This is a genomic window from Streptococcus sp. Marseille-Q6488 (assembly GCF_946902925.1).
Classification (GTDB): Bacteria; Bacillota; Bacilli; order Lactobacillales; family Streptococcaceae; genus Streptococcus.
In genome coordinates this window covers 1-13,631 of record NZ_CAMPPZ010000013.1, presented here as the reverse complement: position 1 = coordinate 13,631, position 13,631 = coordinate 1, and the positions used below count along the sequence as shown (strand labels likewise).

The window sequence follows — 13,631 nt, the reverse complement described above, 5'->3', positions numbered from 1 at the left end:
TATGAAAACAATTCAAATTGCTATTGACGGTCCTGCTTCAAGTGGTAAGAGTACGGTCGCAAAGATTATTGCTAAGGATTTTGGTTATACTTACCTAGATACAGGTGCCATGTATCGTGCAGCGACCTACATGGCTCTCAAGAACCAGTTAGGAGTAGAAGAAGTCGAAGCCCTTCTAGCCTTGTTGGACCAGCATCCAATCAGCTTTGGACGCTCAGAAACTGGAGATCAGCTTGTCTTTGTAGGCGATGTGGATATTACTCATCCTATCCGTGAAAATGAAGTGACCAATCATGTTTCTGCTATTGCAGCAATTCCTCAAGTGCGTGAGAAACTGGTTTCTCTCCAACAAAAAATCGCCCAGCAAGGCGGGATTGTCATGGATGGCCGCGATATTGGAACTGTTGTATTGCCACAAGCAGAATTAAAAATTTTCCTAGTAGCTTCGGTAGATGAAAGAGCAGAGCGTCGTTACAAGGAAAATATTGCCAAGGGAATTGAAACAAACCTTGAAATACTAAAAGAGGAAATTGCTGCGCGTGACTACAAGGATAGTCATCGTGAGACTTCGCCTCTCAAACAAGCAGAGGATGCAGTTTACCTTGATACAACTGGATTGAACATTCAAGAAGTAGTTGAAAAAATCAAAGCAGAAGCTGAAAAAAGAATGTAAATGTAGAAAAGCCGATAGATGGATATCGGTTTTTTCTAAATTTGTCAAAATGCTGATTTTAGGGTATAATAGTTGCTGTTCGAGAAATTTTGATTTTCAAAGAATAGTGAATGATGATAAGGAGAAACCATGAACAACTTACCAAATTGTCCAAAATGTAACTCAGAGTATGTCTACGAAGACGGTGCCCTACTGGTTTGCCCAGAGTGTGCTTATGAGTGGAATCCTGCTGAAGTTGCAGATGTAGAAGAGGGCCTTGTCGCTATCGATGCCAACGGAAATAAATTGGCTGACGGTGATACAGTAACTCTCATCAAGGACTTGAAAGTAAAAGGTGCGCCAAAAGATTTGAAACAAGGGACGCGCGTGAAAAATATCCGCATCGTAGAAGGCGACCACAATATCGACTGTAAGATTGATGGTTTTGGTGCCATGAAACTCAAATCAGAGTTTGTGAAGAAGATTTAAGTATGTCAAAACACTATAAATTTGTATTTTATAGCCGTATCTTCTTGTTTCTAGCGGCTTTTACGGGAGTTTATCTTGAAATTACCAAGCATGGTGGTTTTGGGATGCTTCTCTATTACACGGTTCTGTCCAACCTCTTGGTAACTATTTTTACCCTTTATCTCCTAAAGGTTATGAGCCGTGTAGGTGAAAACTGGCAAAGACCAAGTCTCTTGCGTTTAAAAGGTGGGGTCACCATGAGTATCATGATTACCTGTGTGATTTACCATTTCCTCTTAGCGCCCATTGCGACTAATTTCTATACTCTGGAAAATTTCCTTTGCCACTATATCGTTCCCCTCTGGTTTTTCGCAGATACCCTCTTTTTTGACAAACAGGGTCAATACAAGATTTGGGATCCAATTGTGTGGACGATTTTACCCTTGCTGTATATGATGTTTGCTCTTTTTAATGGCTTGGTTCTAAAACTCAATATTCCAAATGCCAAGGATAATCCTTTCCCTTACTTCTTTTTGAATGTGAACAAGGGATGGGATGTCGTATTCAAGTGGTGTCTGATTATCTTTGTTGCCTATATGGTAGCAGGATTTATCTTCTACTTTATTAAGCAAATCAAGAGAAAGTCATCCTAAGACACAAGGGATTCATTTTCGAGTTTAAGAAGGAGTCTGTACACTAAAGAGGCTTCTTCTTTTCTTGCTTGTTTGATAACTATCAAAAAATTAGAAGATTAAGAGAAATATAGAAAGAGATTTCATGAAACAATTTTTAGAACGGGCCAGTATTTTGGCTCTCTCCCTCGTTTTGATTACGTCCTTTTCCATCTCGAGTGCCCTGCCAGCCATGTTTGACTATTATCAAGGTTATCCTAAGGAACAAATTGAGCTTTTGGCGAGCTTGCCCTCTTTTGGGATTATGATGATGTTACTACTAAATGGTTTTTTAGAAAAAATCTTTCCTGAGCGCTTACAAATTAGTTTGGGATTGCTGATTTTATCACTGAGTGGAACAGCACCCTTTTGGTATCAAGCCTATCCTTTTGTATTTGGAACACGGATTCTTTTTGGTTTGGGAGTTGGGATGATCAATGCCAAGGCTATTTCTATCATCAGTGAGCGTTATCAAGGGAAAACGCGAATTCAGATGTTAGGGCTACGTGGTTCTGCAGAGGTTGTTGGAGCTTCTCTCATTACCTTGGCAGTCGGCCAGTTGTTGGCCTTTGGTTGGACAGCTACCTTCCTAGCTTATAGTGCTGGATTTTTGGTGCTGACCCTTTATCTGCTCTTTGTCCCTTATAGAAAAGAAAAGAAAGAAGTCAAGAAAAAAGCGAAGGAAGCAAGTCGCTTAACTCGAGAAATGAAAGGCTTGATTTTTACCCTAGCTATTGAAGCAGCGGTTGTAGTTTGTACCAATACGGCTATTACTATTCGTATTCCAAGTTTGATGGTGGAAAGAGGACTTGGAGATGCCCAGTTATCTAGTTTTGTTCTTAGTGTCATGCAGTTGATCGGGATTGTGGCTGGTGTGAGTTTTTCTTTCTTGATTTCTATCTTTAAAGAGAAACTGCTCCTCTGGTCTGGTATTACCTTCGGTTTAGGGCAAATTGTGATTGCTCTGGCTCCATCCTTGTGGGTGGTAGTAGCAGGAAGCATTCTGGCTGGTTTTGCCTACAGTGTAGCCTTGACGACAGTTTTTCAACTTGTCTCTGAACGAATTCCAGCTAAACTCCTCAATCAAGCCACTTCATTTGCAGTTTTAGGCTGTAGTTTTGGAGCCTTTACGACCCCATTTGTTCTAGGTGCAATTGGCTTACTAACTCACAATGGCATGCTAGTCTTTACCATCTTAGGAGGTTGGTTGATTGTAACATCTATCTTTGTCATGTACTTACTTCAAAAGAGAGCTTAGGATTGGTTTCCTAAGTTTTTCTTTTTGTGAATTTTGTACCCAGACACTATTTGATTTAGGAACTTGTTTACAGATTATTTTCTTGATAAAATAGAAGTTATGACGAGATATAAAGCAACTATTTCCTATGATGGTTACGCCTTTGCTGGTTTTCAGCGCCAGCCTCATGCGCGTAGCGTTCAGGAAGAAATTGAAAAAACCTTGACCAGGTTAAATAAGGGGCAAGCTATCACTGTTCACGGTGCTGGTAGGACAGATAGTGGGGTTCATGCTTTAGGACAGGTTATTCATTTTGACCTGCCTTATCAAATGGATGAGGAGAAGCTCCGTTTTGCTCTAGACACTCAGTCCCCTGAAGATATTGATGTGATCTCGATTGAGCTTGTAGCGGATGATTTTCATTGCCGTTATGCCAAACATAGCAAAACCTATGAGTTTATCGTGGATAGGGGGCGTCCCAAAAATCCGATGCGCCGTCACTATGCCACTCACTTTCCCTACCAACTCGATGTGGAACAAATGCAGATTGCAATCAAAAAGCTAGAGGGAACCCACGATTTCACAGGCTTTACAGCCTCTGGGACTAGTGTAGAAGATAAGGTTCGCACTATTACAGAAGCTAGCCTTAGGGTGGATGAGACAGGCCAGTTTTTGACCTTTACCTTTTCAGGAAATGGTTTCTTGTATAAGCAGATTCGCAATATGGTGGGGACGCTACTCAAAATTGGCAATAACCGCATGCCAGTAGAGCAGATTGACCTCATCTTGGAGAAAAAGGACAGGCAACTTGCAGGTCCCACTGCAGCACCAAATGGTTTATATTTAAAGGAGATTCGTTATGAAGAATAATCGTATTTTAGCACTTTCTGGAAATGATATTTTTAGTGGTGGTGGTTTGTCCGCGGATTTGGCTACCTATACCTTGAACGGCTTGCATGGCTTTGTAGCAGTGACTTGTTTGACAGCCTTGACAGAAAAAGGATTTGAAGTCTTTCCAACTGACGATACCATTTTTCAACATGAATTAGATAGCTTGCGTGATGTGGAGTTTGGGGGAATTAAGATTGGTCTTCTTCCAACTGTCAGTGTGGCTGAGAAGGCATTGGACTTTATCAAACAACGCCCAGGAGTGCCTGTGGTTCTGGATCCTGTCTTGGTCTGCAAGGAAACGCACGACGTAGCTGTAAGTGAGCTCTGTCAAGAATTGATTCGCTTTTTCCCTCATGTCAGTGTGATTACGCCTAATCTTCCTGAAGCAGAATTACTAGCAGATCAAGAGATTAGAACCCTTGAAGATATGAAAACTGCAGCACAGAAATTGCATGACTTAGGAGCGTCAGCAGTCATTATCAAGGGAGGCAATCGCCTTAGTCAGGACAAGGCTGTAGATGTCTTTTATGATGGACAAACCTTTACAGTCCTAGAAAATCCCGTCATCCAAGGGCAAAATGCTGGTGCAGGTTGTACCTTTGCCTCCAGCATTGCCAGTCATCTAGTCAAAGGTGATGAACTTTTACCAGCAGTAGAAAGCTCTAAGGCTTTCGTTTATCGTGCTATTGCACAAGCAGATCAGTATGGAGTAAGACAATATGAAGCAAACCAAAACAACTAAAATCGCCCTTGTATCACTATTAACCGCCCTCTCTGTGGTTCTAGGTTATTTCTTAAAAATTCCAACACCGACAGGCATTCTAACTCTTTTAGATGCGGGTGTCTTCTTTACGGCCTTCTACTTTGGTAGTCGCGAAGGGGCTGTAGTCGGAGGACTAGCAGGTTTCTTGATTGACCTCTTATCAGGCTACCCTCAGTGGATGTTCTTTAGCTTGCTCAACCATGGCTTGCAGGGATTTTTCGCAGGACTTAAAGGAAAAACTCAGTGGTTAGGCCTTATCTTAGCAACGATTGCCATGGTAGGGGGTTACGCCTTGGGTTCTACATTGATGAATGGCTGGACAGCAGCCCTACCAGAGATCTTACCAAATTTCATGCAAAATATGGTAGGGATGATTGTAGGATTTATCCTTAGTCAAAGTATTAAGAAGATTAAGTAAAGAGGATGTGGAGAAAGTCCTAAAAATCAGAAAAAACGCATAGTATCAGGTATTGAAAACCTTGATAGTATGCGTTTTATTGTGGGAAGATTTTATACTCTTCGAAAATCTCTTCAAACCACGTCAGCGTCGCCTTACCGTATATATGGTTACTGACTTCGTCAGTTCTATCCACAACCTCAAAACAGTGTTTTGAGCTGACTTCGTCAGTTCTATCTATAACCTCAAAGCAGTGCTTTGAGCAACCTGCGGCTAGCTTCCTAGTTTGCTCTTTGATTTTCATTGAGTATTAGATGAATATTAATCAAAATAAAGTAAGTCTTTGCTGGTACTTGTAAAGAGGTCGAAGCCATTCTTGGTAACAACACCGCAGTCTTCGATACGGACACCGACTTTACCAGGGATATAGATTCCTGGTTCAACAGAGAAGCACATGCCTTCTTCGATGACCATGTCGTTTCCTTCCATGATAGATGGGAATTCGTGAACATCCATACCGATACCATGACCGAGACGGTGGTTGAAGTACTCGCCATAACCAGCTTTTTCGATGACCTCACGGGCAGCGCGGTCCACTTCATGGGCAGTCACACCTGGCTTGATAAAGTCAAGGGCAGCTTGTTGGGCTTCAAGAGTCAAGTTGTAAATGTCTTTCTTGAATTGGTCAGGTTTACCGACAGCGACTGTACGAGTCATGTCTGATGCGTAACCGTTGACTAGAACACCAAGGTCAAAGAGGAGAAGGGCGTTATTCTCAACTTTGTTAGCTGCCGGAATGCCGTGCGGATTTGCAGCATTATCACCAGTCAAGACCATGGTATCAAAGCTCATTTCATAGCCTTCACGTTTCATGGCAAAGTCAATTTGAGCGATGATATCTGTCTCTGTCTTATCAAGAGAAATATTATCAAAACCAACCTTAACAGCCTTGTCCGCATAGAGACCTGCAACCATCATTTTTTGCACTTCATCAGCTGATTTGATGAGGCGCATGCGTTGGATACGAGGTGTGAGGTTGTCAAACTCAGCAGTTTCAAAGACTATTTTCAAGCCATGATATTTGGTTAAGATGAGATTGTCAAACTCAACAGCGACACGTTTGAAATCAAGCTGTGGTAGAGCATGTTTCATTTTTTGCCATGGATTTTCAGAATCCACATAGCCCACAACTGGGAAGGAAACAGTGCTAGTAGCACGCTCAACCTCAAGGGCTGGGACAAAGAGGAGGGGTTCTTGATCCGCTAGGATAAAAAGGAACATTTGGCGTTCATGGGGATCACTGTAAAAGCCAGTGAGGTAATTGATTGTGACGGGGTCAGATACGACAGCGACGTCTAGTTTTTCTGATTCAAGATATGTTACGATTTGTTGTAATTTAGACATATGCTACCTTCTTTCTACTCCTCTATTTTGGCAAAAAATGAGAGAAAATGCAAGGGAGAAGGGTAAAAGAACAGACAAAAAGAACTCCCACAAGATAACAGAGTTCTTTGATATAATTTCCTTTTGTTTAAGAAAAGTCAGCCTTGCTTTTGACATCACTGTATTCTTCAGCGATTTCTTGGCTGAGAATATCTTCATAGGCAGGGAGTTGGATGTCCTGACCATATTTCTTCTTGAGGGCTGTAGTGACTAGGCGATAAGCCAGATTGGCATTACGAGAGAGGATAGGCCCGTGGAAGTAGGAACCAAAGACATTCTTATAATGAACCCCTTCGCCGACTTTTTCTTCGTTATTTCCATTTCCATAGACAACCTGTCCCAGTGGTTTTTGATCATCTGAGAGGAAGGTACGGCCCTGATGATTTTCAAAGCCATAGTAGGTTTCATTGAAATCTTCATTGTGAATCTTGATGTCACCGATAAAACGGTTATTGGTCTGGTTGAGCGTGTAGTGGCCCATGACACCTAGCCCTTCGATACGTCTCCCTGAAGCTTCAATATAATATTGACCCAATAGTTGGAAACCACCGCAGATAGCCAGAACCACACCGTCATTTTGGATGTAGTTGTCAATGCTCTCTTTTTTAGCAGGTAGGTCGTCTGCAATAATACTTTGTTCAAAGTCTTGACCACCACCAAAAAAGGCGATGTCATAGTGGTTTTCATCAAAATCATCATGGAGAGAAACGATGTCAACCGTCACATGGGCTCCCAGTTTTTCAGCAACATACTTGAGCATGAGGATGTTTCCATTGTCCCCGTAGGTATTCATGAGGTTACCGTAGAGGTGGGCAATGTTGAGCTGATAGGGGTAATTGCCATCTTTTGAGGAAAGTGAAGTATAAACCATTAGTTCATCTCCTTTCTAACAATCTGACGACTAGCCAGCAGTTCGCGGAATTCAAGCATAGCAGTATAGGTAGCCAGAATATAAGCATGCTTGCAGTCTTGGTTCTCAATGGTTTTAAGAACTTGTTCCAGACTACTTGTTTCAGTGATTTTCTCAGCTGGATAGCCTGTTACTCGTAGACGACGTGCGATTTCAGAATGGCGAACACCGCCAGCGTTGATTTCAGGAATGTCCATATCAGTGATTTGTTCAAAATCAGCATCCCAGATCCAGCTGGTGTCAATTCCATCTGCATAGTTGGCATTTAGGAGGACAGATAGGCTAAATGGATAAGGAGCTAGTTTAATCATCTCGATAGCTTGGGTCGCACCGACTGGATTTTTAATCAAGACGAGGGTACATTCCTTGTCCCCGATGTGGAAGGTTTCTTGGCGTCCAAAGACTGCACGGCTCTTGTCAAATCCCTGCTTGATGAGTTGTGAATCTGCACCAAGGAAACGGGCGATAGCAACTGCAGCTAGGGCGTTGTAGATATTGTAGAGACCACCGATTTGAATACCGTATTCTTGTCCGTCAATGACAAAGCGAGAGCGATTGTTGGTCAACTCAACCAGTTCTGTCAAGCGATAGTCCAGATCAGGACGTTTACATCCACAGCCTTCACAGATATAGGCACCCAAATTTGCATAGGTATTATGCTCATATTTGAGGATTCCTTGGCAGTCAGAACAGAGAATCCCTTCTGTATTATAGTGAGCCAGCTGGGCTGGCCCTTTCTCCAAGTCAAAACCAAAATACTGTATAGGATTTGGAATAGCTGGTTTGTAGAAAAGTGGACTATCTCCATTAAGAAGAACAGTGGCAGTAGGCACCTTACGAATAGCATCCAAAATCATCTTATAAGTTGTGTAAATCTCACCATAGCGATCCATCTGGTCACGGAAGATGTTGGTGATGACAAAAAGGCTTGGCTGGATATAGTCACAGATACGAGATAGGCTGGCTTCATCGATTTCTAGGACGGCAATATTTTTCCCAGTTTTAGAAGATTTGGCTGTTAAGAAGGTTGTCGCAATTCCTGTGATCATGTTAGCACCGCTTGGGTTGGTTAGAACTTGACCATAAACCTCTTTTAAAATGCCGACAGTGAGGGCAGTTGTCAAGGTTTTTCCGTTGGTTCCAGTGACCACGACAATCTCGTAGTTCTTAGCAAGGTTTTGTAAAATATCTTTATCAAATTGAAGGGCAAGTTTTCCTGGGAGCGTACTTCCACGGCCAAGACGGCTTAAAACGAAGTGGGAAGAACGCCCAGCAAGAAGGCCCAAAGTAGTTTTTAAGTTCATGTTTCTATTATATCACAAAAGAGGGAAAAGACAGATTTGGTGTTTCGCAGAAGCAAAAACAGCCCAAAGAGGGCTGTCAGTTAAGATGAGATTTCAACTTAAATCGCAAACAAGTCATTCAAGTTCTCAGCCAAGGTTGGGTGAGTGAAGATTTGTTTTGTGAAGTAAGTGTAAGGAATTTTGTTGTCCATAGCAACAGTGATGATGTTGATGATTTCTTGAGAACCTTCTGAAAAGATGCTTGCTCCAAGAATTTCTTTTGTTTCAGTATTAACAACAGCTTTGAAAGCTCCGCGAAGGTCTCCATTTACATGGCCACGAGGCATTGCTGCAACAGGGATTTCCTTAACGGCGTATGGAAGTTTCAAATCAGCCGCTTGGCTTTCAGTCAAACCGACTTGTGAAAGGGCAGGTGTGATAAACATGGTGTTTGGTACATTGAGACGGTCTTCAAGCGTGTAGCTACCATCTCCAGCAAGGTAGCTGTAAACAACACGGAAGTCATCAAGTGAAATGTAAGTAAATTGAAGGCCACCGTTGACATCTCCAACTGCAAAGACACCAGGAACGTTTGTTTGACAATGTTTGTCTACTTTAATAGCGCCACGTTCAGTTAGTTCAATATCTGTATTTTCAAGTTGAAGTGGTTCTACATTTGGTTTGCGTCCAGTTGCGTAGAGAAGGGCGTCGAAACGGTAAGTTTCGTTTTCAGTCACGACAAGGACTTGGTCACCATCGTTTTTGATTTCAGTAGTATGGATATTTTGAAGCAATTCAATGCCATCTTCTTCCATGTATTGTTTAGCAAGAGCTGCGATGGAAGGTTCTGCACGAGGAAGGAAAGTATCCAAGGCATCTAGAACTGTGACCTTGCTTCCAAGTTTGTTGTAAAGGCCGGCAAATTCAAGACCGATATTTCCACCACCAAGGACTCCAAGGTTTTCAGGCAATTTGTCCAAGTTTTGGATACCTGTTGAGTCAAAGACGTTTTTGCTTGTAGCAAGTCCAGGGATTGGCAAGACGTTTGAAACAGCACCAGTATTGATGACGATTGTTTCAGCAGTCAGTTCTTTCTTTTCATCACCAGCTTGAATTTCAATGACTTTATTTGAAAGGAAGTGAGCTTCCGCATCAAAGATATCTACGCCTGTACCTGCAACAGTAGCATAGTTTTTACCATTGAGGCGACCAGTGATCGTGTTTTTGGTAGCAATGACTTCTTCAAAAGACAAGTCTTTCTCAGCAGCAACTAGCAAAGTTTTAGTTGGGATACATCCGATGTTGATACAAGTTCCACCGTACATAGCTTTGCTACGTTCAATGAGGGCAACTTTTTTGCCAGCTGAAGCCAATTTACCAGCTAGTGTTTTACCAGCTTTACCAAATCCGATAACGATTAAATCATAAGTTAACATTTAGAGTTCCTCCTATTCGCATTTCATTCTAGCACAAGAAAAAAACTTTTGCACAATTCTGCTACGAAAAAGACAGAAAAAGATAAAAACGCTTTCCAGACAAAAAACTAGTAATTTTTTGACAAGCTTGATAAACTAAAATCCTATCTATTTTTATATAAGATAGAATAAATTTCCGAAAATAGGAGGTTTTATGAAATCGAATCGTTATATTATTGCCTTTGCTGGGGTCATTTTACACTTAATGCTGGGTTCTACTTATGCTTGGAGTGTTTATCGCAACCCTATTATTGAAAAAACGGGATGGGATCAGGCTTCTGTTGCCTTTGCCTTTAGTCTAGCAATCTTTTGTTTGGGCTTATCTGCTGCATTTATGGGACGTTTGGTAGAAAAATTTGGTCCGAGAGTCATGGGGAGTCTATCTGCTTTTCTATACGCAGGTGGAAATATCTTAACAGGATTTGCGATAGACCGTCAGGAACTGTGGTTGTTGTATCTCGCTTATGGCATTTTAGGTGGGCTTGGTTTGGGAGCAGGCTATATTACCCCTGTGTCAACGATTATAAAATGGTTTCCTGATAAACGTGGTCTCGCAACAGGTTTAGCGATTATGGGGTTTGGTTTTGCTTCTTTATTGACTAGTCCCATAGCGCAACATCTCATCGCAGGGGTAGGGCTTGTAGAAACTTTTTATATTTTAGGTGCAAGTTACTTTATTATCATGCTCCTAGCTTCACAATTCATTAAGCGTCCAAATGAGCAAGAGCTTGCAATTTTATCTGCTTCAGGGAAAGAAAAAACAGCCTCTTTGACGCAAGGAATGGCTGCAAATCAGGCTCTAAAAAGCAATCGGTTTTATATACTTTGGATTATTTTCTTTATCAACATAGCTTGTGGTTTAGGCTTAATTTCAGCGGCATCGCCAATGGCACAGGAGATGGCTGGCTTGTCTACAAGTCATGCAGCAGTAATGGTGGGCGTTTTAGGGATTTTCAATGGATTTGGTCGCTTGCTCTGGGCGAGCTTATCTGACTATATCGGTCGCCCCCTAACCTTTAGTATATTACTGCTTGTCAATCTTTTCTTTTCTCTCTCACTTTGGCTCTTTACAGATTCCGTTTTATTTGTAGTCGCTATGTCTATTTTGATGACTTGCTATGGAGCTGGTTTTTCTTTGATTCCAGCTTATCTCAGTGATATTTTTGGAACCAAGGAATTGGCTGCTCTGCATGGATATATTTTAACAGCTTGGGCCATGGCTGGTTTAGCAGGACCTATTTTATTAGCAGAAACTTATAAAATGGCTCATTCTTACACACAAACCTTGTTCGTTTTTATCATTTTATATAGTATCGCCTTGGCTTTGTCTTATTATCTAGGTCGTTCCATCAAAAAGGAAAGCCAAAAACCGCTTACATGATTTTCTGTAGAAATGGGGCTATCTTTTGCTCTGGTCTTGTGTTATACTAGATGGGTTGCAAAGAAAACAGTACTTTTCTTTTGTGGAAAAGAAGCAACACGATTTTGTATCCAGTATATGAAAATACGTCATAAAAAGAAAAGTATAAACTAAGTCCTATAGGGTGGCTTCGCACCACCTTTAGAAAGAAGAACAACGTGAAATTTAATGAATTAAACTTGTCTGCTGATTTGCTAGCAGAGATTGAAAAAGCTGGTTTTGTAGAAGCCAGTCCTATCCAAGAACAAACCATTCCTTTGGCTCTAGAAGGCAAGGACGTTATCGGTCAAGCTCAGACTGGTACAGGAAAAACCGCAGCCTTTGGCTTGCCAACCCTTGAAAAAATCCGTACAGAAGAAGCGACCATCCAAGCCTTGGTTATCGCTCCAACTCGTGAACTCGCTGTCCAAAGTCAAGAAGAACTCTTCCGCTTTGGTCGTAGTAAGGGAGTCAAAGTCCGCTCAGTATATGGTGGATCAAGCATTGAAAAACAAATTAAGGCTCTTAAATCTGGTGCCCATATCGTGGTGGGAACTCCAGGTCGCCTCTTGGACTTGATTAAACGCAAGGCCTTGAAATTACAAGATATTGAAACGCTTATCCTTGACGAAGCCGATGAAATGCTCAACATGGGCTTTCTTGAAGACATCGAAGCCATTATCTCGCGTGTCCCTGAAAATAGACAAACCTTGCTCTTCTCAGCAACTATGCCAGATGCCATCAAACGTATCGGTGTTCAGTTTATGAAAGAACCTGAGCATGTCAAGATTGCTGCTAAGGAATTGACCACAGAATTGGTTGATCAATACTACATCCGAGTTAAAGAACAAGAAAAATTTGATACCATGACTCGTCTCATGGATGTGGAACAACCAGAACTTGCTATCGTATTTGGTCGTACCAAGCGCCGTGTGGATGAATTGACTCGTGGTCTGAAAATCCGTGGCTTCCGTGCAGAAGGAATTCATGGAGACCTAGACCAAAACAAACGTCTTCGTGTCCTTCGTGACTTCAAAAATGGGAACCTTGATGTTTTAGTTGCGACGGACGTTGCAGCGCGTGGCTTGGATATTTCAGGTGTGACCCATGTCTATAACTACGATATTCCACAAGATCCTGAAAGCTATGTTCACCGTATCGGTCGTACAGGTCGTGCTGGTAAGTCAGGTCAGTCTATTACTTTCGTATCACCAAATGAAATGGGCTACCTCCAAATCATTGAAAACTTGACTAAGAAACGCATGAAAGGTCTCAAACCTGCAAGTGCAGAAGAAGCCTTCCAAGCTAAAAAACAAGTAGCTCTCAAGAAAATCGAACGTGATTTTGCAGATGAAACCATTCGTGCCAACTTTGAGAAATTTGGTAAGGACGCTCGTAAGCTAGCTGCCGAATTTACTCCAGAAGAATTGGCAATGTATATCTTGAGTCTGACAGTCCAAGATCCAGATAGCCTTCCTGAAGTGGAGATTGCGCGTGAAAAACCACTACCGTTTAAACCGTCAGGTAATGGCTTCGGTGGTAAAGCTAAAGGAGGTCGTCGTGGAGATGACCGTCGTGATAATCGCCGTGGAGACAACCGTCGTGGTGGTCGTCGTGATGAGTTCAACAAAGGAAGTCGTGGCAACGATCGTTTTGATAAGGAAAAACGTTACCGTAAGGATAATAAAAAACCACGCAATACTTCAAGCGAAAAGAAAACAGGCTTTGTTATTCGTAACAAGGGCGATAAATAAGAAAAAGCGGTTCAAAATGAATCGCTTTTTTATATAAGGAGACCGAATGTGAAAAGATAATACTCTTCGAAAATCTCTTCAAACCTCGTCAACGTCGCCTTGCCGTAGATATGTTACTGACTTCGTCAGTTCTATCTGCAACCTCAAAGCAGTGCTTTGAGCTGACTTCGTCAGTTCTATCTGCAACCTCAAAGCAGTGCTTTGAGCTGACTTCGTCAGTTCTATCTGCAACCTCAAAGCAGTGCTTTGAGCTGACTTCGTCAGTTCTATCTGCAACCTCAAAGCAGT

Annotated in this window: 15 protein-coding genes; 9 read left to right on the top strand and 6 right to left on the bottom strand. The window is 41.9% G+C overall.

The window, feature by feature from the left end:
• Position 1 precedes the first annotated feature (1 nt).
• The 7 genes from cmk to OVN23_RS06855 all read left to right on the top strand — a co-directional run bounded on the left by cmk (position 2) and on the right by OVN23_RS06855 (position 5,100).
• On the top strand, positions 2 to 673 hold the full coding sequence (cmk, locus tag OVN23_RS06885; RefSeq protein WP_173218577.1) for a (d)CMP kinase: 672 nt from the start codon (positions 2 to 4) through the stop codon (positions 671 to 673).
• Positions 674 to 802: 129 nt separating this feature from the next.
• The gene (locus OVN23_RS06880) at positions 803 to 1,141 is read left to right on the top strand and encodes a zinc ribbon domain-containing protein YjdM (RefSeq protein ID WP_001061596.1); all 339 of its coding nucleotides are present in this window, start codon (positions 803 to 805) and stop codon (positions 1,139 to 1,141) included.
• A 2-nt stretch (positions 1,142 to 1,143) separates the two neighbouring features.
• On the top strand, positions 1,144 to 1,773 hold the full coding sequence (locus OVN23_RS06875; RefSeq protein WP_173218579.1) for a Pr6Pr family membrane protein: 630 nt from the start codon (positions 1,144 to 1,146) through the stop codon (positions 1,771 to 1,773).
• A 124-nt stretch (positions 1,774 to 1,897) separates the two neighbouring features.
• Positions 1,898 to 3,049 (top strand): MFS transporter, encoded by a 1,152-nt coding sequence (locus tag OVN23_RS06870; RefSeq protein ID WP_173218581.1) that lies wholly within the window; start codon positions 1,898 to 1,900, stop codon positions 3,047 to 3,049.
• A gap of 99 nt (positions 3,050 to 3,148) precedes the next feature.
• The gene (truA, locus tag OVN23_RS06865) at positions 3,149 to 3,898 is read left to right on the top strand and encodes a tRNA pseudouridine(38-40) synthase TruA (protein WP_173218583.1); all 750 of its coding nucleotides are present in this window, start codon (positions 3,149 to 3,151) and stop codon (positions 3,896 to 3,898) included.
• Positions 3,888 to 4,661, top strand: coding sequence for a bifunctional hydroxymethylpyrimidine kinase/phosphomethylpyrimidine kinase (locus OVN23_RS06860; protein ID WP_173218585.1), 774 nt, complete (start codon positions 3,888 to 3,890; stop codon positions 4,659 to 4,661). The genes truA and OVN23_RS06860 overlap by 11 nt, the downstream gene beginning before the upstream one ends.
• Positions 4,639 to 5,100, top strand: coding sequence for an ECF transporter S component (locus OVN23_RS06855; protein WP_050390887.1), 462 nt, complete (start codon positions 4,639 to 4,641; stop codon positions 5,098 to 5,100). Before OVN23_RS06860 ends, OVN23_RS06855 begins: the two co-directional genes overlap by 23 nt.
• A 76-nt stretch (positions 5,101 to 5,176) precedes the next feature.
• Here OVN23_RS06855 and OVN23_RS06850 read toward each other — a convergent pair whose 3' ends face one another.
• The 5 genes from OVN23_RS06850 to OVN23_RS06830 form a co-directional block, all read right to left on the bottom strand.
• Positions 5,177 to 5,383, bottom strand: coding sequence for a hypothetical protein (locus OVN23_RS06850; RefSeq protein ID WP_267240876.1), 207 nt, complete (start codon positions 5,381 to 5,383; stop codon positions 5,177 to 5,179).
• 17 nt (positions 5,384 to 5,400) lie between these two features.
• Positions 5,401 to 6,483, bottom strand: a complete 1,083-nt coding sequence (locus OVN23_RS06845) for a M24 family metallopeptidase (protein ID WP_173252854.1) — start codon at positions 6,481 to 6,483, stop codon at positions 5,401 to 5,403.
• Between the two features lie 127 nt (positions 6,484 to 6,610).
• The gene (gatD, locus tag OVN23_RS06840; RefSeq protein ID WP_033686811.1) at positions 6,611 to 7,393 is read right to left on the bottom strand and encodes a lipid II isoglutaminyl synthase subunit GatD; all 783 of its coding nucleotides are present in this window, start codon (positions 7,391 to 7,393) and stop codon (positions 6,611 to 6,613) included.
• Positions 7,393 to 8,736 carry a lipid II isoglutaminyl synthase subunit MurT gene (gene murT, locus OVN23_RS06835; RefSeq protein ID WP_173252855.1) on the bottom strand — a complete coding sequence of 448 codons (1,344 nt, stop codon included), beginning with the start codon at positions 8,734 to 8,736 and terminating at the stop codon, positions 7,393 to 7,395. The genes gatD and murT overlap by 1 nt, the downstream gene beginning before the upstream one ends.
• A 98-nt stretch (positions 8,737 to 8,834) precedes the next feature.
• On the bottom strand, positions 8,835 to 10,151 hold the full coding sequence (locus tag OVN23_RS06830) for an FAD-containing oxidoreductase (RefSeq protein ID WP_061817748.1): 1,317 nt from the start codon (positions 10,149 to 10,151) through the stop codon (positions 8,835 to 8,837).
• Between the two features lie 193 nt (positions 10,152 to 10,344).
• Here OVN23_RS06830 and OVN23_RS06825 point away from each other — a divergent pair, with 193 nt between their 5' ends.
• Together OVN23_RS06825 and OVN23_RS06820 are read left to right on the top strand one after the other, a co-directional pair.
• On the top strand, positions 10,345 to 11,571 hold the full coding sequence (locus OVN23_RS06825) for an OFA family MFS transporter (RefSeq protein ID WP_173218594.1): 1,227 nt from the start codon (positions 10,345 to 10,347) through the stop codon (positions 11,569 to 11,571).
• Positions 11,572 to 11,768: 197 nt separating this feature from the next.
• Entirely contained in the window at positions 11,769 to 13,343 is a 1,575-nt protein-coding gene (locus OVN23_RS06820; RefSeq protein ID WP_173218596.1) for a DEAD/DEAH box helicase, read from the top strand.
• Positions 13,344 to 13,431: 88 nt separating this feature from the next.
• Here the strand turns inward: OVN23_RS06820 and OVN23_RS06815 are convergent.
• A partial coding sequence (locus OVN23_RS06815) for a hypothetical protein (RefSeq protein ID WP_267240875.1) occupies positions 13,432 to 13,631 on the bottom strand: 200 nt, incomplete at its 5' end.